A 22987-nucleotide genomic window follows, 5' to 3' on the forward strand; every position below is an offset into this window, starting at 1 on the left:
CCCAACATTCCTCGATTAGTTAATAATATGTAAACTTGCACTTGACAAGATGAGGCGATAGGTGTGACTGTTTGTAATGAATACTGATTTTAAATTCATCCGCCTTTATTTTTTAGATAGCAAACTGTTTTTAATATAAATTATAAATTATCTTTGTGCAATAAACAAAACATTATAATTGATACTCCGATGAATACGATATACCGACTAGCTATGATCTTACTGATCATAGTTGGCTCCTCTATGGCTACGTTTGCGCAAAAAACTTATGATGTTCTTTTCATACAATCTTATTCGCGTTCCAACAATTGGGTAGGTGAGTTAAACGAAGGCTTAAAGGCCGGCTTTGATGAACGCGATGTGAAAGTGAACATCACAACAGAGTTTCTTGATTCGCGCAGTTGGTTAGGACAGGCGGAGATGGAGGTGATGCGGCGCATTTGTCAGCGGGCCAATAAGCAGAACTACGATTTGATTATTACGGCCAACGATGAGGCTTTGTATGACTTGCTCACCTGTGGCGATTCTTTGCCGCGCAAAGTACCCGTGATGTTCTTCAATGTGGTTTATCCCAATCAGGAAGTCTTAGCCAATTACCCCAACGTATACGGTCTGGAGGCGCCCAAGCCCTTTCACCGGTTACTTGAAACCATCAAAGAAATGTTCCCGTCCCGAAAACAGATGATACTGGTGAGCGATGCCAGTTACCTGGGACAAAAATCACTTAAGGAGTTTGATGTGCAGTGGAATGCCTTTTTACAAAGCAATCCCGACTATAAGCTGAGCCGTTTCAACATCAACGATGATCATACTACTAATATTCTTTATGAAATAAGAATATCACCCAAAGCACGGCAAAGCATTTTGATTATGCCTTACTGGGGCTTGTTTATGTCGTCCATAGCCAAGGTTTCCAAAGCCCCCTGTTTTACGATTGCCGATGAGTCTTTGTTGCAGGGCGGATTGTGCGCCCTGGCTCCTTATCCTTACGAAGAGGCTCGCAGGGCAGCACTGATGGCTGTAGATGTGTTGCAGGGCAAAAAGCCGGATAACAAAATAGTGAAGAACAGCAAGCCCAATCTTATTTTCGATTACAAACAGCTCGACTTCTTCAAGATGGACAAAAGTGATGTTCCTCGCGGAAGCATTATTATTAACGAACCTCTGTGGGAAAAATATCAACCTTTATTCCTTTTGTTCTACAGTGCCCTTGTTGTTATATTGGTTTTAGCCATTATTGCCCTCTTCCGTGCCAATCGTCGTGAGTTTAAGCGTCGTTATTATGCGCAAACAAGGTTGTTGCTGCAAAGCAAAATGGTTGACCAGCGCAATGAGTTCGATAATGTTTTTCATTCCATTCACGAAGGAGTCATCATTTACGGCGCCGATTTTAAGATTCATTCCGTCAACAAAGCAGCGGCGGCCATGATTAGTCTGGAGCATGACCGTGAGCGAAACCAATACGAAAACTTGCCGGCGGGAAGTTTCCTGAAGATATACCACAAAGGCGACGAAGTATTATATAAGTTATTGGAAGAGGTGAAGCGAACGGGCGCCAGTGTTTCCATTCCCGAAGGTTCGTTTATGCTGGAACTGAAAACAAACGGTTATTTTTCTGTTTGGGGAGAGGTGATTCCGCTTTACTCCAAATCAAGGTTGAACGGCTATGTCCTTTCATTCAGAAACATTGCTGCCGACGAGGTGAAGAAGCGCTTCTTTAACCTGGCGGTGGAAGAAAGTTCCATTTATCCGTGGCAATTTAATGTTTCCGATGGGGTGTACACTTTTCCAAAAGGATTTATTGAACGAATGGGATTTAACTCCACATCGGGTCGTTTATCTCGTAGTGAATTAAGAAGGAAAATTCATCCGGATGATTTACCCGGAATAAAGATAGAATTTGATGCTTTATTGGCAGGGGATAAGAACAATTCCCGCATTGCTTTTAGGCAGAAGAATAAAAAGGGACAATACGAGTGGTGGGAGTATCGCATGATGGTATTCAATGCTCTCATTCCACACTCTCCCTCCTCTATATTAGGTGTTTGCCAAAGCATACAACGCCACAAAGATGTGGAGGCAGAACTGATTGCAGCACGCGACAAAGCCATGCAGTCCGACCGACTTAAAACGGCTTTCCTCGCCAATATGAGTCACGAAATACGTACACCGCTCAACTCCATTGTGGGCTTCTCGGGCTTGCTGAAGGAAATTCACTCGTTCTCGGAAGAAGAGGTGGCGCAGTTTGTCGATACAATCAACCAAAACTGTGAACTGTTGCTTTCGCTGATTAGTGACATTCTCGATATGTCGCGCATTGAATCGGGTGCCATGGACTTTCAAATTGCGGAATGCAACCTCTCCTTGCTGGTCGATGAAGTTTACCAGTCACAACGGTTCAACATACCACCGGCGGTGTCGTTGCTTAAAAATGTACCCCTGCATGAGGAGAAACAAATACTGGCCGACCCGGTAAGGCTCAAACAGATACTCAACAACCTCATTAACAATGCGTCGAAGTTCACCAAAGAAGGCTCCATCACCGTGGGGTACCACCTCAACGAACCGGGGTTTGTTACGTTCTTTGTGGAAGATACGGGCATTGGCATCTCCGAAGATGATCAGAAACATATATTCGAGCGTTTCTTTAAGGTGAACAGTTTTGCGCAGGGCACGGGCTTGGGACTGAGCATTTGCTACAACATTGTTGAACGCATGCACGGAACCATTCAGGTAACCTCGCAACAGGGCAAGGGAACTTGTTTTACTGTCCGCATTCCCGATACCGAAGCATAATAACAGTTGCGTGAGCGAACGATGTGTCCGTTTACGGACAGTTGTATTTTTTGTAATTCCCTGTAAACAAGCCGTTTGACGCTTTGGCATGCGCTTTGAACAGTTATTCTCAAGAAATATACGTCTTATGAGAACAAAAAAAATATGGATTGCCTTATTGTTCACTGCGGCTTCCTTGCCGGCAGTTGCACAAACGGAGAAATTAATCACCTTGTCGGAAGCCATTGCACTGGCGCGCACACAATCTGTCGACGCGGCCGTGGTGCTTAATAAACTGAAAACATCTTATTGGGAATACCGCACGTTCAAAGCCGATTTGTTGCCCGAGGTAAACCTCACCGGCACGTTGCCCAGCTATAAGAAGTCGTACAGCACCTACCAGCAGTCCGACGGCTCCTATACTTTTGTGCGCAACAACAGCATGGTGCTTCCGGGCGTTTTCTCGGTCGACCAGAACATCTGGCTGACCGGTGGAAAACTCTCCCTCACTTCTTCACTTAACGCCAAAGCGGCGGTCACAACGGCCAACAGTAATCTCAATGCTAAAATGTTTCAACTCAGGGCTTTCTTGGGTTCGTCCGAGGAGGTAACACTCCAACCGGTGTTGCCCGAATCGGTACCCGATCTGTCTATCAATTACGACCGCCTGCTTCAAAAGGCATTGGAACGTAATGCGTTTGCTCAAAACATTCGCCGCCGTCAGCTGGAAGCCGATTATGAGGTAGCTACTGCAAAAGGAAATTTGCGTAGTGTGGACCTCTTTGCCAGTGTGGGTTATAGCGGACTGGACCATACGCTTTCATCGGCTTACAAGGTTTTGAAGGACAACAGTGTGGTGGAGGTTGGAGTGAAGATTCCGATACTCGACTGGGGCAAGGTAAAGGTGGCGCAAAGTAACCGTGAGGTGATCAAGGCGGAAAAGAAAGCGTATGAGAAGGTGATTCGAATGATTGCGCACGAGGTAAATAATACCACGGCAGGAATAACTTCCACGCTCGACACACTAGAGCAGGCTTTCTCTACTCAGGAAGACAATGCCGAGCTGACTGAAGTATTGCGTGTTTGCATTGATCGCTGCTTCTCCATGAGTCATTTCATTACTCGCTTTGCGGATGTGGTAAAGATACCCGATCCTAGTTTTTCTCCTACTGATTTAAATGAAATATTGACTTCGTGCGTGCGCTTTATGCAGGGAATGTGTAACGAAAGAAACATTCAGATTCTATCTAAATTTGAGAAAATGCCCCTGCTGATGGTCGACGGTGCTCTTTTTGAACAGGTATTGCTGAACATCATAAAGAATGCGGCTGAAAGTATCGGGCAGGAAGGGGTAATTACCATTACTACATCCGGCAACGGCGATATAGAGATTGCCGATAACGGAAAGGGAATATCCAAAGAGGTGGAAGATAAACTTTTTAGTCCGTTTTTCTCTACCAAGCCAAATGGGCAGGGTATCGGACTGATATTGATTCGCGAAATACTTACCCGCCACGGTTGTACGTTTTCATTGAGGACATACCACGACGGCATCACTCGTTTTCGTATTCATTTCTCGCAGTAAAATGAATGTTAGCGCATGGCTTTTTGTGCTTTCTCCGTAATGCTGCTATATAACATCTTTTTATTAAATTTCCTGATAATAAGAGTTTTCGGCTACTTTAGACTACATATAGAACTTTTCGCGCTGATATTGATTCTATACTTTTGTCACTATTATATCAACAAATAATAAAACGATAAGAAAAATGAAACAGGAAATTCAACCGGCAAAAGGTCGGCTAGGGATATTATTAGTCGGATTAGGTGGTGCTGTATCTTCCACTGCAGTTGTAGGTACCTTGGCAGTTCGCAAAGGACTTGCAAAACCTATCGGATCTATCACTCAACTTGCAACCATCCGTTTGGGCAAAAGGAATGAAAATCGTTTTCCTAAAATTAAAGATGTAGTTCCATTGGCAGATCTTAATGATTTGGTATTTGGTGGATGGGATATCTTTGAAGATGATGTGTATGCAGCTGCTCAGCATGCTGAGGTTTTGGTGCAAAAAGATCTGGATGGCGTGAAAGAAGAACTGCAGGCTATCAAACCGATGAAAGCTGCTTTCGACCAGAACTGGGTGAAACGTCTTCACGGAACTCACGTTAAACAGGCTGCTACCCGCTGGGAAATGGCTGAACAGATCCGTCAGGACATACGCGACTTTAAAGCTGCTAACAATTGTGACCGTGTAGTGGTTATCTGGGCTGCAAGTACTGAAATATACATTCCTTTGTGTGATGAACATCAGTCATTGGCGGCTTTCGAAAAAGCAATGAAAGAAAACAATACGGAGAAAATCGCTCCAAGTATGTGTTATGCTTACGCTGCTATTGCCGAAGGTGCTCCTTATATTATGGGTGCTCCTAACTTGTGTGTTGACATGCCTGCTATGTGGGAGTTTGCTGCACAAAAAAATGTGCCTATCTGCGGTAAGGACTTCAAAACCGGCCAGACTATGTTGAAGACGGTTCTTGCTCCGATGTTGAAAACTCGTATGCTGGGATTGGACGGATGGTTCTCTACCAATATCTTGGGTAACAGAGACGGAGAAGTTCTCGATGATCCAGATTCATTCAAGACAAAAGAGGTAAGCAAGCTGTCGGTTATCGACACTATTTTGCAACCGGAATTGTATCCTGAACTTTACGGAAGCATTTACCACAAAGTACGTATCAATTATTATCCTCCACGTAAGGATAACAAAGAAGGATGGGATAACATTGACCTTGTAGGATGGATGGGTTACCCCATGCAGCTGAAAGTGGATTTCCTTTGCCGTGACTCTATCTTGGCTGCTCCGTTGGTACTTGACCTTGTGTTGTTCGCTGACTTGGCTCAACGTGCTAACATGTCGGGCATTCAAAGCTGGTTGTCATTCTACTTCAAGAGTCCTATGCACGACTTTGATCACATTCCCGAACACGATTTGTTTATTCAGTATACCAAGTTGAAGAACACTCTTCGCAAAATGATTGGTGAAGAAACAATCGATTACTTAGATTAATTGAAGGTAGGGCAATTGAGTCTGACCTGAACATATAAAGGGGAGAACTAAAGAACCGGTTTCTTTGAGTTTTTCCCCTTTGTTTTTGAATTGATAATTGAACTCTTAATCCGTTTATATGGAATATGCAATTATTGCGGCCGGACAAGGTTCGCGATTAGCTGGCGAAGGCATTGAAACGTCAAAGCCGTTGTTGCGCCTTAATGGCACTGCCATGCTCGATAGGCTTATATCTATTTTCCTGGCCAATAGGGCGGAATCAATTAGCATCATCATCAATGAAGAAATGACCGATGTGCACGAGCATGTAAAGCAGCTTAAACTTCCTGTACCCTTGCATGTACTCATCAAATCGACCCCCGATTCTTTGCATAGCTTTCACGAATTGGCTTCGCTGATTCCTAACAGAACCAAGTTGTGCCTCACAACAATTGATCCAATTTTTTCTCCGTTGGAATTTTCTGCGTATATTCGCGCCTTTGAAGCAGATAACGAACATGATGCACTGATGGCGGTGACTGATTACATTGATGATGAGAAACCGCTATATGTGAAAACAGACGATGATCTGAAAGTTCTTGATTTTGTTGACACAGCTTACGAAGGCTGTCGTTATGTTTCGGGAGGTGTGTATTGTTTCAATAACAAAGTGCTCAATTTGCTTCAGGAAGCTGTTGACGAAGGTGTATCGCGTATGCGTAATTTTCAACGCAAAATCGTTTATAGCGGATTAAAGGTGCAGGCGCACCCTTTCTCTAAAATCATTGATGTTGATCATGCGAGCGATATTCAAAAGGCTGAGTTGTTTTTAAATGAAATGAAGTAAAAATGAAGTTAGTATCTATTGCCGGTATTCAGCGTGCAACGGTCTATTCTCCCAATCATGTAGGGAACGATGCTGCTATTTTTTCGGCTACGGCCCGTTGGCTGGAGAAAGCCGGCTATCAAGTAAATATGTATACGGAACAGGAGTTCCTTAGTAATGGTATTGAAGAGAAAGTGGCAATGACCATGCTTCGCAATCTTCAATCGATGAAGAAATTACAGGATTTTGAATCCAAAGGTTGTCTGGCTATCAATTCGGCTTTCGGTATAGAGAATTGTACGCGCGAAAAGATGACGCGCTTGCTGATGGAGCACGAGGTGCCACATCCGAAAAGTTACATTATGAACACGCACGATGATGTGTCTGACTACATACCCGAAGGGGAATCTTTTATGCCGTGCTGGGTGAAAAGGGGCGATTTTCATGCCATACACCGTGAGGATGTTTCTTATGTTCGCACACGGGAAGAACTTATCGGTTTGCTTTCTGAATATGCTTTAAGAGGAATACAGCGTGCTGTGGTTAACGAACACCTGAAGGGTGATTTGGTTAAGTTCTACGGTGTGGCGGGAACAAATTTCTTTCATTGGTTTTATCCTTTTAATGAAAATCATAGTAAATTTGGGCACGAAGCTATTAACGGACACCCCAAGGGCATTCCGTTTAGAGCGGATGAGCTGCAAGATATTTGCAATAGAGCCGCCGACGTATTGAAGGTGGTGGTCTATGGAGGCGATTGCATTGTATCTCCCGATGGAGAGATGCGTATTATTGATTTCAACGATTGGCCTAGTTTTGCTCCTTGTCGCGAAGAGGCATCACGAGAAATCGCTAACCGTGTAATTCAAATGATTGATGAGTACAGATAATTCAAAGAAAAAACCTTCTATTGAGTCTTCACTGAAATCGACTGATACGGAAGAGTTTATCGACTTGGTGTTTTACCGTCCGGTAGGTTATCAGTGGGCGCTTTTGTTTAACAGAATGCGTATTTCGCCCAATCAGGTAACGTTGTTCTCCATCTTCTTGGGTGTGGCAGCGGGTATTATGTTTTATTTTGATAATCTGTGGTACAATGTTTTGGGCATGGGCTTGCTCATTTGGGCCAATATGTATGATAGTGCCGACGGGCAGCTTGCGCGCATGACCGGACAGAAGTCTGAAATTGGCCGTATCCTCGATGGGGTATCGGGCGATTTTTGGTTTATCTCCATTTACGCTGCCATTTGTTTGCGATTAACTCCGGAGCATTCATGGTACATTTGGGCATTGGCTGCCATAACGGGGTATTTTCATAGTAAGCAAGCGGCTATGGCCGATTATTATAGAAACATTCATTTGTTTTTCTTGAAAGGGAAGAGTGGTAGTGAACTGGATAACTCTCAGCAGCAGCGCGAACTGTTTCGTTCTTTGTCTTGGAGTAACCACTTTGTGAAGAAGACTTTTCTTTGGTTTTATGGTAATTACACTGCCGGACAGGAGAAAAGTTCTCCTTGTTTTCAGCAACTCTTTGCCGTATTGCGTCAGAAGTACGGTGAGACTATTCCCAAAAACATCAGACAGGAATTTAGAAACGGTAGTTTGCCTTTGATGAAGTACACTAATATTTTGTCTTTCAACACCCGTGTCATTGTTCTTTTCATCTCTTTGTTTATGGGTATGCCGTGGGTTTATTTTGTATTTGAACTCACTGTGCTGAACATCTTGTTGGTTTACATGGTGGTACGTCACGAATCATTGTGTAGTCGTTTATTGAAGAAAATAGAAACGGTTGATTGAACGATGAGCAGTAAATTTAGAAATGTATTTTTGGTGTTCGGAGTTTTGGTAGTGGTTATCATGCTCTTTTCATTCGATATGAAGTATGACGAGCTTTGGAATAATCTGAAGCGGGCAGGAGGCTATTTGCCGCTTGTATTGTTGTTGTGGCTGGTCGTTTATTTCATTAATGCGCTTTCTTGGTTTGTTATTATCAGAGGCGGAAAACCAAGTCCGGTTTCTTTTTTAAGGGTTTATAAGTTTACCGTATCGGGCTTTGCGCTCAATTATGTCACGCCTGTGGGACTGATGGGAGGTGAGCCTTATCGAATCATGGAGTTGACTCCTTATTTGGGAGTGGAAAGGGCTACGTCATCGGTTATTCTATATGTGATGATGCACATCTTTTCTCATTTTTGCTTTTGGCTGGCTTCTGTGTTTCTTTACTTATTCATGTTTCCGGTTAATATGTTCATGGCTATTATATTGGGACTGATTTCTGCTCTTTGTTTGTTTCTGATTATGGTTTTTGTTAAAGGATATAGGCATGGAATGGCTGTGGCTTTTGTGCGTTTGTGCAGTCACATCCCGTATCTGAAAAAATATGCAGCCCGTATCGCCGATAAACACAAAGATAAACTTGAAACGATTGACAAGCAGGTTGCTTTGCTGCATAGCCAGCGAAAAAGTTCGTTTTACGGAGCTTTGTCACTGGAGTTTTTAGCGCGCATTGTATCGTGTGTGGAGGTATGGCTAATTCTCAACGTGCTCACAACCGACGTTAGTTTCTTAGGCTGTATCTTAATCGTTGCTTTTTCTTCTTTGTTGGCTAACCTTCTCTTTTTTATGCCCATGCAATTGGGAGGACGCGAAGGTGGCTTTGCGCTAGCCGTAGGAGGTTTGTCTCTTTCGGGTGCTTATGGCGTTTATACTGCGCTTATAACACGGGTTCGTGAGCTTTTCTGGATCGTGATAGGCTTAGCGCTTATGAAGATTGGTAATATTAAAAAAACGGATAATTAAAATATGATTGCAGAAAACTTATCGACGATAAAAGCTTTGGCATTTGATTTTGGCGGTACACTGGATGCGCCTTTCCTGCATTGGTTGGATATCTATTTAATGGCGTACGCTGAAACACTGGGTAAACCTTTGGACAGAGATGTCTTTTATGAGTCGTATGTTTACGGCGAACGCCAGATGGAATCTCAGCAGTTGGTAAATAAGGAGCATTCATTGTTGGAAACTCAGCTGTTTAAAACACACTTGCAAACGGCTCATTTAATTGAACGGAAGGTTTTGGATGACACTCTTTATAACAGAGAGGAACTTCCTAAACATGTGGCAGAGTGGGTTACCAATTATTCGGCAGGATACGTAAGACGGAATGAACCGGTACTGCGTAAACTGTCTGAGAAATACACTTTACTACTTGTTTCCAATTACTATGGTAACATTCGTCGCATTGCAACCGACCTGCACATTGCCGATTGTTTCCGGTCAATTACCGATTCGACCATTGAAGGGGTTCGCAAACCCGATCCTAAATTATGGGAATTGGCTATTCAACGGGCCGGTTTTCGTCCCGAAGAGGTAATGGTGATTGGTGATTCTACTAAGAATGATATCTTACCGGCTTTGAGCCTGGGATGCCATACTGTGCAAGGTTATCCGGAGAATATAAAACCGGAGAAGATTGACCTTTCTCGTGATTATATTTTCTCCATTGAGGAGTTGCTTCCATTATTATTGGGATAGTTTCTTTGGTGGATTCTCTTTGTTGTTGACTAAAAGTTATAATAGATAAAGCAATGAAAATAGTACCTAAAGAATACTCAGCATGTCCTATACGCAACGTAATTGACCGTTTTGGAAATAAATGGTCTATGCTGATATTATATATATTAGATAAGGGAGGAACTCTTCGCTTTAGTGAAATTCAGCGTGAAATGGTTGATATTTCACAGAAAATGCTGTCTACGACTTTAAAACGTCTGGAGGAGGATCGCTTAATAACCAGAACGGTTTACCCGGAAGTACCTCCTCGTGTGGAATATGCGTTAACAGAGGTAGGTAAATCATTAATGCCCCACATACTTGGCCTGACGGCATGGGCAGTGGAGCATTTTGATGATGTGGCAGGTAGTAACTCTTGAAAAAGTTCCTATTTATTCTTGAGCAAAAACTCGTCAATAGCTTTCTTGTAGGTTGCTTTATCGGCAGCACCTTTGAATAGTTGAGGTTCTCCTTCCATAGGTATAAAGACAAAAAGAGGAATGCTGGTTGCTTGAAACAAAGCGGCCAGCTCTTTTTCTTTATCTACATTTACTTTATAAATGGTTATTTTGTCTTTATATTCTTTTGCCAATTCTTTCATGATAGGGGCAACCATGCGGCAAGGGCCACACCAATCGGCATACAGGTCAATGATAGCCGGAAGCTTACCTTTGTATTTCCAATCGGGTGTATTCTGGTAATCGAATACATCGTTGATGAACATATTCTTGTCCATAACAACTACTTGCCCGCTGTTAGTACTGTCTTTACTTGCTTTTGTCTGCTGATTGCCGGCAAAACAAAGAGCCGAAATCAATACCAGGGCAAATGCCATAATTACTTTTTTCATTCTTCGTTATTATATGTGTTGTTTGATAATTTCTTTCAATTCTTTTGCTTGAATGACACCGGAATGTCTCCATAATGATTCGCCGTTTTTAAAGAGTATAAAGGTTGGCACTGACTGAATACGATATTTGTCGGCCAACTCTCCAAATTTATCTACGTCTATCTTTATGATTCTGGCCTTTTCACCAATGTCAGCTTTTACTTCTTCAAGAATGGGCTTCATAGACTTACACGGCCCACACCATTCAGCAAAGAAATCTACTAAGACAGGACTCTCTGATTTTATGAGTGCATCGAACTTTTCCATTTCTATTTATTTTAATTGTTAGGCAGCCGAGACTGCAATCAAGTTATTTTAGTATAAAAACGTTTCATCAAAGAGAATGTTCACGTGATAGTAACGCCACAGTCATCATCTTGTAATTTATATGTGTGATTTTTGCATAAGTAAAATATAAAACGTATGTATTCACGAACTTATTATCCAACAGTGGTTCTTTCAGATATTCATTTGGGAAGCCCACATGCAAAAACGGAAGAAGTGACTGCTTTCCTGAAATCAGTTAACTGTGACAAACTGATTTTGAATGGAGATATTATTGACGGCTGGCATCTCAAAAAAAGCGGATTACACAGATGGAAGGCTAAGCATACAGAGTTTTTCAAGGTTATCATGAAAATGATGGAGAACTTTGGAACTGAAGTCATTTACGTGCGTGGTAACCACGACGACTTTCTCGACGCCCTTGCTCCGCTTAATTTCTATAATGTGAAGATTGTAAAAGATTGCATTTATGAAAGCAAAGGAAAACGATACTATATTACGCATGGAGATATATTTGATACTGTCACCACTCAGATGAAATGGTTGGCAATGTTAGGTGACACGGGCTATTCTTTTCTGTTGTGGGTCAATAAAGTATACAATGCTTACCGTATGAAGCAAGGTAAACCTTATTATTCTCTTTCACAGAAGATTAAGCATAAAGTGAAATCTGCCGTTTCTTATGTGTCCGACTTTGAGAAGGAATTGGTTAATCTGGCCAAATCAAAGAAGTGCAATGGAGTTATTTGCGGGCACATACACCATCCTGAAAACTGTTATTATGATGGTATTCACTATTTAAACTCGGGTGATTGGGTTGAAACGTTATCGGCGCTGACTGAAGATGAGAATGGTAATTGGGAAGTGAAGTATTTCGATAGGGCCGATTACCGGATAACTGCTTTTCAGGAGGAGCTGGCTGTCATCGATAAATTAATAACAATTGCGTCATGAAATTCTTATTTATAGTTCAAGGTGAAGGAAGAGGACACTTCACTCAGGCTCTTGCAATGGAGGAAATGCTGTTGCGTAACGGACACGAGGTGGTAGAAATTCTGGTTGGTAAAAGCAATAGTCGCCGATTACCGGGGTTCTTTAACCGCAACGTTAAAGCGCCGGTCAAACGATTTATTAGTCCCAATTTCCTGCCGACAGCAGAAAATAAACGTGCTAGTATAGGACGGAGTGCACTTTACAATGCAATGAAAGTGCCCGAATATTTACGAAGCATGTACTACATACAAAAACGTATCAAACAGAGTGGGGCAGAAGTAATTATAAACTTCTACGAACTTCTAACCGGATTAACTTATGCTCTTTTCAAACCTTCTGCCCCTTATATTTGTATCGGTCATCAATACCTGTTTTTACATAAAGATTTTGAGTTCCCTCAAAAAAGTATGTCTCAATTGGCTATGCTGCGTCTTTTTACGAGAATAACCAGTATAGGCAGCATGAAGCGACTGGCTCTTTCTTTTCAAGATATGCCTGAAGATGAGGAACAGAGAATAACGGTGGTGCCTCCTTTATTACGCAAAGAGATTACATCTGTACAGGCTGATAATGGGGACTACATACACGGATATATGGTAAATGCGGGCTTTGCAGATAGTGTTATGGCTTTTCATGAGGAGTATCCCGATGTACCTTTACATTTTTTCTGGGACAAAGCCGATGCTGATGAGACAACCCGAATGGATGAAACGCTGACTTTTCATCAGATTGACGATACTAAATTTATGAATTCAATGGCAGGTTGTAAAGCCTATGCTACTACAGCGGGGTTTGAATCAGTTTGCGAAGCCATGTATTTAGGGAAACCGGTACTGATGGTGCCGGCTCATATCGAACAAGATTGTAATGCACACGATGCCGCTATGGCTGGAGCCGGAATTGTTTCTGATTCTTTCGACTTGGAGGCCTTGCAACGTTTTGCTTCAAGTTATCGGCCAAACTCTGAATTTATTTATTGGGTTCGTAGTAGCGAGCGAGTTATAGTCAACGAGCTTGAGGAGCTGATGAACCCTCAATCCATTATTACTTTTCCAGAATTTTCTAAATACGTATCAATATGAGACTGAAGAGAGAAGATTACGTACTTGAACGTACGTCAGACGGAGGTTATTTTGCCTGGCTGTCTTTTAATATGCAATGCAACGCTTACGGTGATTCACCCGAAGAAGCTGTTCTTAACCTGCAACAGGTTATGGAAGAATTGGTAAATGACATGTATCTGGTTGAAGATTTTGTATAATCTTCAACCAGAACATGTGCTGTGACTATTCTTTGATAGTCAGTTCATTGATGAGATGTGAGGCTCCGGCATACTTTTCAATAATGAATAAAGTGTATCGGATGTCTACACAAGCGGCTCTTTGTGATGAAGGTCGGAAGGCTATATCGCCGGTTAATCCTTCGTAGTTTCTATCAAAACCGGTTCCAATAAGTTCTCCTTTACTGTTGAAAACCGGACTACCTGAATTCCCTCCTGTATTATCGGTGTCGATAATGAAGCAAACAGGCATTTCTCCATTCTTCATGGCATATCGGCCAAAGTCTTTGGCTGTATACAAGGATTTTAATTTCTCAGGAACAACGAACTCCCAATTGGCAGGATCTTCTTTTTCCATCGCTCCTTTTAATGTAGTATAGTATTCATATACCACTCCATCTGACGGTTCATACGAGGCTACTTTACCATAAGTGAGCCTTAAAGTTGAATTTGCATCCGGATAGATGGGTTTTCCTTGCTCAAGTTTTAAATCCATCATACCTTTGACCCATACTTTATGGGCAGCATCATAATTCTGATTGGCATCTTTCATGTCCAAGGCTGTTTGATAAAGTCCGTTGGTAATGGAGTTTTTAAAGAGAATCATCCAGTCTCCCTCCAAAACTTTTTCCGAAGGTTTGGCTATGAATTTATTGAAGTTTGCTTCTGAACCGAATATGGAATAACGAAAACATGCATCAACAAAGGCATCTGTATTCCCTTTAAAACGGTCATTGATGACATTGAAAATGCTGATACGTTGTTGAGCCGGAATATATCCAGCATAAGTTGCGAGCATTCGTTTTCCTACTAAGTTTTCAACTTGGGGGTAGGGTACTGACTCGAAATACTTTTTCGCTTCTTCTTGAAGTTTAGCTTTTGCTTCAGCAATTTGAACCTTGTCTTTCTTGTGCAAGGCTTCCTGCAAAGCTGAAGTAGAAGGTATTTTCATAAAGTCGAGTGCCGTAACCAATGCTTCGCCCAGAGCTTGTTGATGATACATGGCATCTTTGCGATGGGCTACGATGCTGCGTATTTCGTCAAAAGCTTTTTGATACGAATCGTCGCCTTTCTCTCTTCCCTTTGCCAATAATTGCTCTTGTTGTTGCTTTTTGGTATCCAATACTTTCAGTCGAACCAGTCCTTCATTCATGCCGATGGCATTTTTCCAATAGTTAGCCGATGAAGCATATTTACTAGCATAATGAATGCGAACGGCAGGGTCTTTCTGCATCTGTTCCATGAGTACTTCCTGACGTGCTTCACGAACGTGATGACGCATGAAGTTGGTTGTTTGCATGCGTTCTTCTACTTCGTCGGAAATCATGTACCGCCAGTTGCGTCCCGGAAAGCCCATCACAAAAGCAAAATCACCTTCCTGAATTCCGGCCAAACTGATTGTTAGATGCTTTTTTACTTTCAAAGGAACGTTGTCTTTGGAGTATGAAGCAGGTTTACCGTTTTTATCAGCATAAATTCGGAATATAGAGAAATCTCCCGTATGTCTGGGCCACATCCAGTTGTCGGTATCTGCTCCAAACTTCCCGATAGAAGAAGGAGGTGCACCTACCATACGTATGTCACTGTATACGGTTTTAATAAACAGATAATATTTGTTTCCTCCATAAAAAGCTTTTAGCTCTAGCTTAGTGGCTGGAGTTATCTCAATATTTTCTTTTTTTGCGAATCTGTCGGCTACCGTTTCCAAGTATTTGGGTGATAAATAATTGGTTCCGTTAGGATCTTCATCTTTTGTTAATTGCTCATTTACATAAGCTGTTACATCAAGAATACGATCAATAAAGGTAATGGTTAGGTCTTTGCACGGCAATTCCTCGTTACGGTTCATGGCCCAGAAACCATCGGTCAGGTAATCGTGCTCCACGCTGCTCTGTTGCTGAATAGCTCCATAACCACAATGATGGTTGGTGAGAACAAGGCCTTCAGACGATATAACTTCTCCGGTACATCCTCCGCCAAAGTGTACAACGGCATCTTTTAACGAGATGCCGTTGGGGTTATACACTTGGTCGATCGGAATTTCAAGTCCTAGTTCCATCATAGCAACCGCATTCTGTTGCTTGAGATCAGTTAGCATCCACATTCCTTCATCAGCATTCGCTTGAAGTAATGTACTGCCCGACAGAATAAGGATATATAGAATTCTTTTGATCATGTTATTATATTAAATAATTGTAGTTACTCAATAATGGTCATTTCGTTAATCAAGTGACCACAGTTTCCAAGCTTTTCAACGATGAAAAGAACATAACGAATATCCAGATTGATACATCTTTGCAATTCGTTGTTGAAATTGATATCTCCACTCAATGATTCCCAGTTACCATCAAAAGCACACCCTATTAACTCTCCGTTCTCATTGATTACCGGACTGCCTGAGTTACCGCCTGTAATGTCATTGGTTGTTAGGAAACATACGGGCATATCACCGTTAGGAAGAGCATAACGACCAAAATCTTTCTTTAGAATTAGCTCTTTTAATTTAGCCGGAACAACAAACTCTCGATCTTCGGGATTTTCTTTCTCTAGAATTCCGTTTGCTGTAGTGTAATACTTATAGTGTACACCGTCTCTTGGACTGTATGATTTCACATTACCATAAGTCAAACGAATGGTGAAGTTTGCATCAGGATAAGAAGGAACAGGAGCTTTCATTTCTCCTAAGCCTCTAACGTATGTTTTATGCAAAAGCTCAAGTTCATCGGCCAATGGATTGAGCTGTTTATTGATTTCTGTGAACTTGTTATATGCCGAGCGATAGTAACGTGCTGCCAAGTCAGATTCCAATGCTTTTTTATTGGGTTTGCTTAAGAACTTCTCCAAGTTCTCCTTGCTTGACATGATGCTGTTGCTATACATATCATCAACAAATTTATTGAAATCTCCTTTGTATTCTTTTTCAATAAATCCGTAAATATCAGGACGTTGATCAGCTGGAATCATTTCTGCATAAAGCGGGAATAATGCTTTAGCTACTTTACGGTCAACTTCATGATCGTAATCTTTATTGTGAATCCTTTCAAAAGCCTTTCGGAAATTATCCTTTAATGAATCAACCTTAGCCTTATCTTTATTTTCAATAGCTTTTAGCATGGTATCGAATGTCGTAAAAGGTGCGCTGTATTCAATTCCCATGAGGAAAGCTTCGGTCAAACAAGTTCTCTGGTATTTTAATGGAGATGATTTTGCAACCGTTTCATCAATCAGTTTTACTACTTTTGAGTATTCATCGTTGCTCTTTTCTTTAGCGAATTGTGCAAACTTAGACTCTTGTTCGGCTTTCGTTCCTAAAACATCATTGTCAATAATAGCTTTGTTCATACCAATGGAGTTCTTCCAATAGTTAGATGATCCTGCATATTTGTTGGCATATTGAATCCTGATTTTATCACTGCTATTCATCTCTGCTTTTAGTACATCCTGACGCACTCCACGAATACGAATGCGAGGTGAGTTGGTTGCCTCCATACGTTCTTTGACTTCAGATACGGTCAGGTATCGGCTAGTGCTGCCGGGGAATCCCATAATCATGGCATAGTCACCTTCTTTAAGTCCTTTGATGTTGATAGCAAGATGTTTCTTGGTTTTTAACGGAGCGTTACTTGCACTATAATCGGCAGGCTCACCGTTGGCATCTGCGTAGATACGGAACATAGAGAAATCACCTGTATGGCGAGGCCACATCCAGTTGTCGGTTTCACCTCCGAATTTACCTACCGAGGAGGGAGGAGCGGCAACCATACGTACGTCGGTATATGTTTTCTTGTAGAACATATAGAATTTGTTACCTGCGTAAAAGGGTAGTGCCTGAGGAACAATCCCTTTTTTCCCTTTCAAATCACTTTTGTCATACAACTCTTGAGCGAGTGCAGTCAGGAATTTCCCTGTGAAAGATTCCGTTTCAGTAATTTCCTTTGATGCAATTTTTGCATTTACAATATCTGTAACATCTTCAATTCGTTCAATGAATGTAAAAGTCAGCCCCGGTGTGGGTAATTCTTTGTCTCTGGAAGTGGCCCAAAAACCGTCAGTCAAGTAATCGTGTTCCACCGAGCTATGTTGTTGAATAGAAGAATAACCGCAATGATGGTTTGTTAAAATCAAACCTTCCGATGAGATAATTTCACCGGTACAACCTCGTCCGAAGATTCCGACAGCATCTTTTAATGATACTCCGTTGGGATTGTACAAATCGGTTGCATTCAATTTCAATCCCTGCTTCTTCATCATATCAATAGAATGTTGTTCTTGCATCAACTGCAATAACCACATGCCCTCATCCGCTTTTGCGGGAGATAATACCAGCACAAGAAGTGCCAGCAAATAGAGCTTAAATTTGTTCATTTGTAAATTAATTTAATAAAAACATTTTATATATTCTCTCTCTTTATTCTTTCTAATTCATTCATAACATTGCTGGGAGCTCGTTGGTTCATCAATTCTTTTTTCATGAAATCCATGTAAGGTGACACGTGATGAAAGAATTTTTTGTAACCTTCACAAAGATAGTTCATCCTTTTATCTCCGTTGGATGTTTCAATAAATCTGTTTTTTGGGCATTCGCCATTGCAAGCAAACAGAAACTCGCAACTGTTGCATTGTTCAGGCAATGTTTCTTGTTTGGCCCTTCCAAAATCTAATTGTCGTTGGCCATACATCATTTCAACGATTGACTTTTCATAGATGTTGCCTAACTTATATTCTGGAAAAACATAGTGGTCACATGAATAAATAACTCCATTAAACTCCATGACTCCGGCATGTCCGCATCTCACGTCAATGGAACACAGACCGGGTGTAACTCCCATCCAATTGGCTAAAGTGGCATCAAACAACTGGATAAAAACCTGCCCTACGTCTTCTTTTATCCATAAGTCGAATAAGGCACATAAAAAATCACCCCACTGTTGCGGTTTAACCGAAAAAGGAGCGAGTTCGTTTGGCTTCTCATTGTTATTGGCAGATAACATGTTGCCTTCGTCAGTACTTAATCGCTCAACAACAGGAGTGAATTGTATGTAATTGCATTTAATTTCTTTGAAAAAATGATAGAATTCGGTTGGGTAATTGGCATTATAATTATTTATAGTGGCCATTGCATTCCACTGAACCCGATGTTTATTTAAGAGTTCTATACCACTTATCACTTTCTGGAACGTTGGCTCTCCATGAATACCATGTCTGTAATAGTCATGCACATGTTCCGGTCCATCAATGGAAACACCAACTAACCAATTGTTCTTCTTAAAGAAAGCACACCATTCATCTGTCAATAAGCTCGCATTTGTTTGAATGCAATTATCGATCATTTTTCCTCGTGCATATTTGTTTTGGTATTCAATAGCCTTTTTGTAAAATTGGAGGTTGCGTAAAGTAGGCTCTCCTCCATGCCAAGTAAAGAGTACCTCCTGGCTAGTTTGTGAAGCAATATATTCTTCCGTGAATTTCTCTAATAATGCGTCTGACAAAAACTGTTGTCTACTCTCATTGTATAGCTCTTTTTTTTGCAGATAATAACAATATTCACATGCCAGATTACATGTTGATCCGGCAGGCTTAAGCATAACATATAGTGGTTTTGAGAAGGGAGCAGAGGTTCTTAACATGGCTTTTTATTAATTGTCAAAACATAGATTGACAGAATACTAATAAATATCGTTAGGCAAATTTAGATAAACTTATTGAATTATGGGTTTATAGCCTTTACTTAATTAGTATTATTAAAGAAATATGTCTTACGAATTTTAAATAAATAAAAAATGTTTCGTAAAATGCGATTAGATTGTAACTTTGTATGCAGATAATAATTATGAAGTGAGAATTTGTAAGTGTTTGCATTTTGCTCAATCCTTAATTTCACAATTAATAATATTCTAAATGAATGTAGTTAGACCGTTATCATATTTGTTTTTGCTTTTATTACTTAGTTCTTGTGGTAATAAGTACAAAATTGAAGGAACATCTTCCGTGACTAGTCTGGATGGCAAGAAGCTATTTCTAAAGACTTTACGTAATGGTGAATGGTTTTCTTTAGATTCCGCAGAAGTTGTTCATGGCACTTTTAAGATGAAAGGTTCCGTTGATTCTATCATGATGGTAACTTTGTATATGGATGATGAAAGCATCATGCCTTTAGTGGTTGAGGATGGAAACATAAAAATTTCTATCGATAATACGCAGATGTCGGCTAAGGGAACTCCTTTGAATGATGCCTTGTATGAATTCATAGAAAAGAAAAATTCCATGGATCTGAAGATTGAAGAATTGGAACGTAAGGAGGCCAGAATGGTAATGAATGGGGCCGATTTCGCAGTCATTCATGAAGAGTTAAACAAGGAAGGAGAGGCACTGGCAAAAGAAATGAATGAATATGTTAAGCAGTTTATTTCAACGAACTACGATAATGTATTAGGTCCTAGCGTTTTTATGATGTTATGTAGCAATTTACCTTATCCGGTTATGACGCCTCAAATACAAGACATTATGAAAGATGCTCCTGTTACTTTTAAGGATAATTGCATGATTAAAGAATTTGTTTCTAAAGCAAAGGAAAATATGCAGCTTATTGAAGAGCATCGCCGTATGGAACAGAATGCTTCTATGCAATAATGTCGCGTTCATTTAGTCTTGATCTGCATTGTATATCATTCCTTTATATTTTTCGGGCAATGCACTTTCTACAGCAGAATAGGCTTCTTCCAGTGTTTCCTTAATGTTTCTGCTGCCTTTCCCTTGGGGAGCAATCGGTTTATGTATTGTCAATGTCATTTTATGCCTGTGTATCCATTTGCCGGTGCGAGGCAATATTTCAAAAGAACCATCAATGGTTACGGGTACTACTGCCAGTTGCAGGTCGTCTGCTAATTGAAATGCTCCCTTTTTAAAGTAACCCATGTGCCCTGTAAAAGTACGGGCTCCTTCAGGAAAGACAACCAATGAAACGCCGTCTTTTAGTGATTCTTTAGCTTGCAGTATAGTTTCTAATACTTTTTTGGGACCCGATCTGTCAACGAAAATGTGCCCTGCACTTTGACATGCTTTTCCTACAAATGGCAGTTTTCTGAGACTTTTCTTCATCATCCATTTGAAATTACGACCAATAAAGCCATAAATGAGAAAAATATCAAATGCTCCTTGGTGATTGGGCACAAAAACATAAGAAGTACGTTTATGAAGATTTTCTTTGCCTTTGACTTCTACAGGTATTAGCAGCATGATACAGATTAGTCTTGACCAAATTCTCCCCGGGTGATAACCCCAAAAATGAGCTCCTCCAAGTATGGACCCAACAATAGTTACTAATGCGGTTAGAATGGTTAAAACGAATAAAATTGGCAGAGCAATGCAAATTTGATAGATATAGTATAGTACTTTCATGTTTTTCTTTATTATCAATAAAATCGACCTGTGATTAATTCTAATGCAAATATACCGATTTTGTTTGGTGGTCGAAATATTCCATAAACAAAAAGAAGGCTACCCTGGAGATAGCCTTCTTTTTTATTTAATTTCCAATTCTTCCTTCATGTCAATTTCTTCTCCCTGAGAATCATAAAAGATATACTCAAGGAAAGCTAATTTTTGATTAGGAATAATTTTAATACCAAATCCGTATTTTACGTGCCATTTACGTTTAAGGGATAATACACCCTGATTAATGTAAGCGGCAACATACGGATGGATGTGTAACGAAAATCTTTTAACCTTCAATTTATTGACTAAATAATCAATTTTACTCTCAAGAGATTCCGTAAAGAGAATGGAGGATTTGATTGTACCTTTACCAAAGCAAGTTGGACAGGTTTCCATTGTGTTAACGTCCATGGCTGGACGAACTCTTTGACGTGTAATCTGCATAAGTCCAAATTTACTCAGAGGCAGAATATTATGTCTTGCTCTGTCTTTTTGCATGTTTGAGCACATGCGTTCGTAAAGCTTCTGGCGATTTTCAGCTTCATTCATGTCGATGAAGTCAATAACAATGATTCCGCCCATGTCTCTTAATCTGAATTGGCGGGCTAATTCATCGGCAGCACCTAAGTTTACTTCCAATGCATTGGCTTCTTGTCCGTTAGCATTCTTCGTTCTATTGCCACTGTTCACGTCAACTACATGAAGAGCTTCAGTATGTTCAATGATTAAATATGCCCCACTTTTGTATGATACGGTCTTGCCAAACGAAGATTTTATCTGTTTGGTAATACCGAAATTATCGAAGATTGTCAGCTGACCCTTATATAGCTTGACTATATTGGCGCGTTCGGGTGCAATTAATGCTACGTAATCTCTTATTTCATTGTATACAGCTTCGTTATTCACGAATATGTTCTCGAATGAAGGATTGAATAAATCACGTAGTAAAGCAACTGCACGACTGGTTTCTTCGTAAATCAGCGTTGGATATTTAGTGGCTTTTTGTACTTTGGTAATGCTTTCTTCCCAGTGTTTAAGCAATATTTTCAGCTCCCCGTCGAGTTCGGCAACACGTTTACCTTCAGCTACTGTTCTTACTATCACACCAAAGTTTTTTGGTTTGATGCTCATTAGTAACTGTTTCAAACGCGCCCTTTCTTCGCTCGATTTAATTTTTTGAGATACAGAAACCTTATCATTGAAAGGGATCAAAACCAGATATCTTCCTGCAAATGAAATCTCGGAAGTTAGTCTGGGGCCTTTAGTTGAAATAGGTTCTTTCACTATTTGTACAACAACTTCTTGTCCGACTTTTAGCACATTAGAGATGCTTCCATCTTTGTCGAGATCAGGAAGAATTGTTGCTTTGGTAATTTGGGCGAGCTTCTTTTTATCACTTAAAGTTTGCTTTACGTACTTTTCGAGTGAGTTAAATTGAGGTCCTAAGTCTAAATAATGAAGGAAAGCATCTTTTTCGTAACCTACATCTACGAAGCAGGCATTTAGTCCAGGCATTAATTTCTTAACCCGACCTAAATACATATTGCCCACAGAGAAAGATATATTTCTACCTTCGCTTTGAAGTTCTACTAAGCTTTTGTCTTCGAGCAAAGCAATGGAAACTTCTTTGGGCTGTACATCTACTACTAGTTCGCTTGTCACTGCTATTTCCTGATTATTAGATTAAAAATGAACGCTTAATGGAATTAATTGTTCATACTCAATGTCTTTAAACAAAGAACAAACCTGAAAGACATTAGCTTTACAAGTTTGTTCTTTATTTCTGATTACCAGACTAAAAAATCATTTTTTGCTTTTATGTCTGTTCTTTCTTAGTCTTTTCTTACGCTTGTGGGTAGACATTTTATGTCTTTTTTTCTTTTTTCCGCTTGGCATAGCTAAAA

General features: G+C 40.5%; 20 protein-coding genes. 13 read left to right on the forward strand and 7 right to left on the reverse strand.

Annotated elements, in window-relative coordinates:
- Positions 1-189 precede the first annotated feature (189 nt).
- From C511_RS0105685 to C511_RS0105725, 9 genes are all read left to right on the forward strand, one after another.
- Positions 190-2796, forward strand: coding sequence for a sensor histidine kinase (locus tag C511_RS0105685; protein WP_024996176.1), 2607 nt, complete (start codon positions 190-192; stop codon positions 2794-2796).
- A gap of 127 nt (positions 2797-2923) precedes the next feature.
- Positions 2924-4360: an ATP-binding protein gene (locus C511_RS17460; RefSeq protein ID WP_081698272.1), complete on the forward strand. Its 1437-nt coding sequence runs from the start codon at positions 2924-2926 to the stop codon at positions 4358-4360.
- 184 nt (positions 4361-4544) lie between these two features.
- Positions 4545-5843 (forward strand): inositol-3-phosphate synthase, encoded by a 1299-nt coding sequence (locus C511_RS0105695; protein WP_024996175.1) that lies wholly within the window; start codon positions 4545-4547, stop codon positions 5841-5843.
- A 118-nt stretch (positions 5844-5961) separates the two neighbouring features.
- On the forward strand, positions 5962-6669 hold the full coding sequence (locus C511_RS0105700) for a sugar phosphate nucleotidyltransferase (protein ID WP_024996174.1): 708 nt from the start codon (positions 5962-5964) through the stop codon (positions 6667-6669).
- 2 nt (positions 6670-6671) lie between these two features.
- A complete protein-coding gene (locus tag C511_RS0105705; RefSeq protein ID WP_027317918.1) occupies positions 6672-7538 on the forward strand; it encodes an ATP-grasp domain-containing protein in 867 nt (288 codons plus the stop codon).
- Positions 7525-8448, forward strand: a complete 924-nt coding sequence (locus tag C511_RS0105710; RefSeq protein WP_024996173.1) for a CDP-alcohol phosphatidyltransferase family protein — start codon at positions 7525-7527, stop codon at positions 8446-8448. The genes C511_RS0105705 and C511_RS0105710 overlap by 14 nt, the downstream gene beginning before the upstream one ends.
- 3 nt (positions 8449-8451) lie before the next feature.
- A complete protein-coding gene (locus tag C511_RS0105715; RefSeq protein WP_024996172.1) occupies positions 8452-9450 on the forward strand; it encodes a lysylphosphatidylglycerol synthase transmembrane domain-containing protein in 999 nt (332 codons plus the stop codon).
- A gap of 3 nt (positions 9451-9453) precedes the next feature.
- On the forward strand, positions 9454-10185 hold the full coding sequence (locus C511_RS0105720; RefSeq protein ID WP_024996171.1) for an HAD family hydrolase: 732 nt from the start codon (positions 9454-9456) through the stop codon (positions 10183-10185).
- A 53-nt stretch (positions 10186-10238) separates the two neighbouring features.
- Complete coding sequence (locus C511_RS0105725; protein ID WP_024996170.1) at positions 10239-10583, forward strand: winged helix-turn-helix transcriptional regulator; 345 nt, start codon at positions 10239-10241, stop codon at positions 10581-10583.
- Between the two features lie 8 nt (positions 10584-10591).
- Here C511_RS0105725 and C511_RS0105730 read toward each other — a convergent pair whose 3' ends face one another.
- Both C511_RS0105730 and trxA read right to left on the reverse strand, forming a co-directional pair.
- Positions 10592-11053 carry a thioredoxin family protein gene (locus C511_RS0105730; protein WP_027317919.1) on the reverse strand — a complete coding sequence of 154 codons (462 nt, stop codon included), beginning with the start codon at positions 11051-11053 and terminating at the stop codon, positions 10592-10594.
- A 9-nt stretch (positions 11054-11062) separates the two neighbouring features.
- Positions 11063-11359 (reverse strand): thioredoxin, encoded by a 297-nt coding sequence (trxA, locus tag C511_RS0105735; protein ID WP_024996168.1) that lies wholly within the window; start codon positions 11357-11359, stop codon positions 11063-11065.
- A 156-nt stretch (positions 11360-11515) separates the two neighbouring features.
- Here trxA and C511_RS0105740 point away from each other — a divergent pair, with 156 nt between their 5' ends.
- Genes C511_RS0105740 through C511_RS0105750 form a run of 3 tightly spaced genes read left to right on the forward strand, consistent with a single transcriptional unit; the run spans position 11516 to position 13631 of the window.
- Positions 11516-12331 (forward strand): UDP-2,3-diacylglucosamine diphosphatase, encoded by an 816-nt coding sequence (locus C511_RS0105740; RefSeq protein ID WP_024996167.1) that lies wholly within the window; start codon positions 11516-11518, stop codon positions 12329-12331.
- Positions 12328-13452, forward strand: a complete 1125-nt coding sequence (locus C511_RS0105745; RefSeq protein ID WP_027317920.1) for a glycosyltransferase family protein — start codon at positions 12328-12330, stop codon at positions 13450-13452. The genes C511_RS0105740 and C511_RS0105745 overlap by 4 nt, the downstream gene beginning before the upstream one ends.
- A complete protein-coding gene (locus C511_RS0105750) occupies positions 13449-13631 on the forward strand; it encodes a type II toxin-antitoxin system HicB family antitoxin (RefSeq protein ID WP_024996166.1) in 183 nt (60 codons plus the stop codon). Before C511_RS0105745 ends, C511_RS0105750 begins: the two co-directional genes overlap by 4 nt.
- A gap of 25 nt (positions 13632-13656) precedes the next feature.
- Here C511_RS0105750 and C511_RS0105755 read toward each other — a convergent pair whose 3' ends face one another.
- From C511_RS0105755 to C511_RS0105765, 3 genes are read right to left on the reverse strand one after another with little or no spacing between them, the layout of a single operon-like run.
- Positions 13657-15825, reverse strand: a complete 2169-nt coding sequence (locus C511_RS0105755; protein WP_024996165.1) for a S46 family peptidase — start codon at positions 15823-15825, stop codon at positions 13657-13659.
- Positions 15826-15848: 23 nt separating this feature from the next.
- Positions 15849-18014 (reverse strand): S46 family peptidase, encoded by a 2166-nt coding sequence (locus tag C511_RS0105760; RefSeq protein WP_024996164.1) that lies wholly within the window; start codon positions 18012-18014, stop codon positions 15849-15851.
- Between the two features lie 26 nt (positions 18015-18040).
- A complete protein-coding gene (locus C511_RS0105765) occupies positions 18041-19276 on the reverse strand; it encodes an anaerobic sulfatase-maturation protein (protein WP_024996163.1) in 1236 nt (411 codons plus the stop codon).
- Between the two features lie 271 nt (positions 19277-19547).
- On the opposite strand from C511_RS0105765, the gene C511_RS0105770 reads away from it, so the two are divergent.
- Complete coding sequence (locus tag C511_RS0105770) at positions 19548-20279, forward strand: DUF4369 domain-containing protein (protein WP_024996162.1); 732 nt, start codon at positions 19548-19550, stop codon at positions 20277-20279.
- A 12-nt stretch (positions 20280-20291) separates the two neighbouring features.
- Here C511_RS0105770 and C511_RS0105775 read toward each other — a convergent pair whose 3' ends face one another.
- Positions 20292-21047, reverse strand: a complete 756-nt coding sequence (locus C511_RS0105775) for a lysophospholipid acyltransferase family protein (RefSeq protein WP_024996161.1) — start codon at positions 21045-21047, stop codon at positions 20292-20294.
- A 123-nt stretch (positions 21048-21170) separates the two neighbouring features.
- Positions 21171-22745: an Rne/Rng family ribonuclease gene (locus C511_RS0105780; protein WP_024996160.1), complete on the reverse strand. Its 1575-nt coding sequence runs from the start codon at positions 22743-22745 to the stop codon at positions 21171-21173.
- Positions 22746-22987: the final 242 nt, after the last annotated feature.

This window comes from Bacteroides graminisolvens DSM 19988 = JCM 15093, assembly GCF_000428125.1.
In the GTDB taxonomy this organism is placed as follows: Bacteria; Bacteroidota; Bacteroidia; order Bacteroidales; family Bacteroidaceae; genus Bacteroides; species Bacteroides graminisolvens.

Excerpts from the sequence above, each read along its gene's own strand:
- C511_RS0105685 (WP_024996176.1), top strand. The coding sequence starts at position 190 with ATGAATACGATATACCGACTAGCTATGATCTTACTGATCATAGTTGGC.
- C511_RS0105705 (WP_027317918.1), top strand. The coding sequence starts at position 6,672 with ATGAAGTTAGTATCTATTGCCGGTATTCAGCGTGCAACGGTCTATTCT.
- C511_RS0105775 (WP_024996161.1), bottom strand. The coding sequence starts at position 21,047 with ATGAAAGTACTATACTATATCTATCAAATTTGCATTGCTCTGCCAATT.
- C511_RS0105710 (WP_024996173.1), top strand. The coding sequence starts at position 7,525 with ATGAGTACAGATAATTCAAAGAAAAAACCTTCTATTGAGTCTTCACTG.
- C511_RS0105755 (WP_024996165.1), bottom strand. The coding sequence starts at position 15,825 with ATGATCAAAAGAATTCTATATATCCTTATTCTGTCGGGCAGTACATTA.
- C511_RS0105730 (WP_027317919.1), bottom strand. The coding sequence starts at position 11,053 with ATGAAAAAAGTAATTATGGCATTTGCCCTGGTATTGATTTCGGCTCTT.
- C511_RS0105725 (WP_024996170.1), top strand. The coding sequence starts at position 10,239 with ATGAAAATAGTACCTAAAGAATACTCAGCATGTCCTATACGCAACGTA.
- trxA (WP_024996168.1), bottom strand. The coding sequence starts at position 11,359 with ATGGAAAAGTTCGATGCACTCATAAAATCAGAGAGTCCTGTCTTAGTA.
- C511_RS0105745 (WP_027317920.1), top strand. The coding sequence starts at position 12,328 with ATGAAATTCTTATTTATAGTTCAAGGTGAAGGAAGAGGACACTTCACT.
- C511_RS0105715 (WP_024996172.1), top strand. The coding sequence starts at position 8,452 with ATGAGCAGTAAATTTAGAAATGTATTTTTGGTGTTCGGAGTTTTGGTA.
- C511_RS0105760 (WP_024996164.1), bottom strand. The coding sequence starts at position 18,014 with ATGAACAAATTTAAGCTCTATTTGCTGGCACTTCTTGTGCTGGTATTA.
- C511_RS0105720 (WP_024996171.1), top strand. The coding sequence starts at position 9,454 with ATGATTGCAGAAAACTTATCGACGATAAAAGCTTTGGCATTTGATTTT.
- C511_RS0105740 (WP_024996167.1), top strand. The coding sequence starts at position 11,516 with ATGTATTCACGAACTTATTATCCAACAGTGGTTCTTTCAGATATTCAT.
- C511_RS0105750 (WP_024996166.1), top strand. The coding sequence starts at position 13,449 with ATGAGACTGAAGAGAGAAGATTACGTACTTGAACGTACGTCAGACGGA.
- C511_RS0105765 (WP_024996163.1), bottom strand. The coding sequence starts at position 19,276 with ATGTTAAGAACCTCTGCTCCCTTCTCAAAACCACTATATGTTATGCTT.
- C511_RS0105695 (WP_024996175.1), top strand. The coding sequence starts at position 4,545 with ATGAAACAGGAAATTCAACCGGCAAAAGGTCGGCTAGGGATATTATTA.
- C511_RS0105700 (WP_024996174.1), top strand. The coding sequence starts at position 5,962 with ATGGAATATGCAATTATTGCGGCCGGACAAGGTTCGCGATTAGCTGGC.
- C511_RS0105770 (WP_024996162.1), top strand. The coding sequence starts at position 19,548 with ATGAATGTAGTTAGACCGTTATCATATTTGTTTTTGCTTTTATTACTT.
- C511_RS17460 (WP_081698272.1), top strand. The coding sequence starts at position 2,924 with ATGAGAACAAAAAAAATATGGATTGCCTTATTGTTCACTGCGGCTTCC.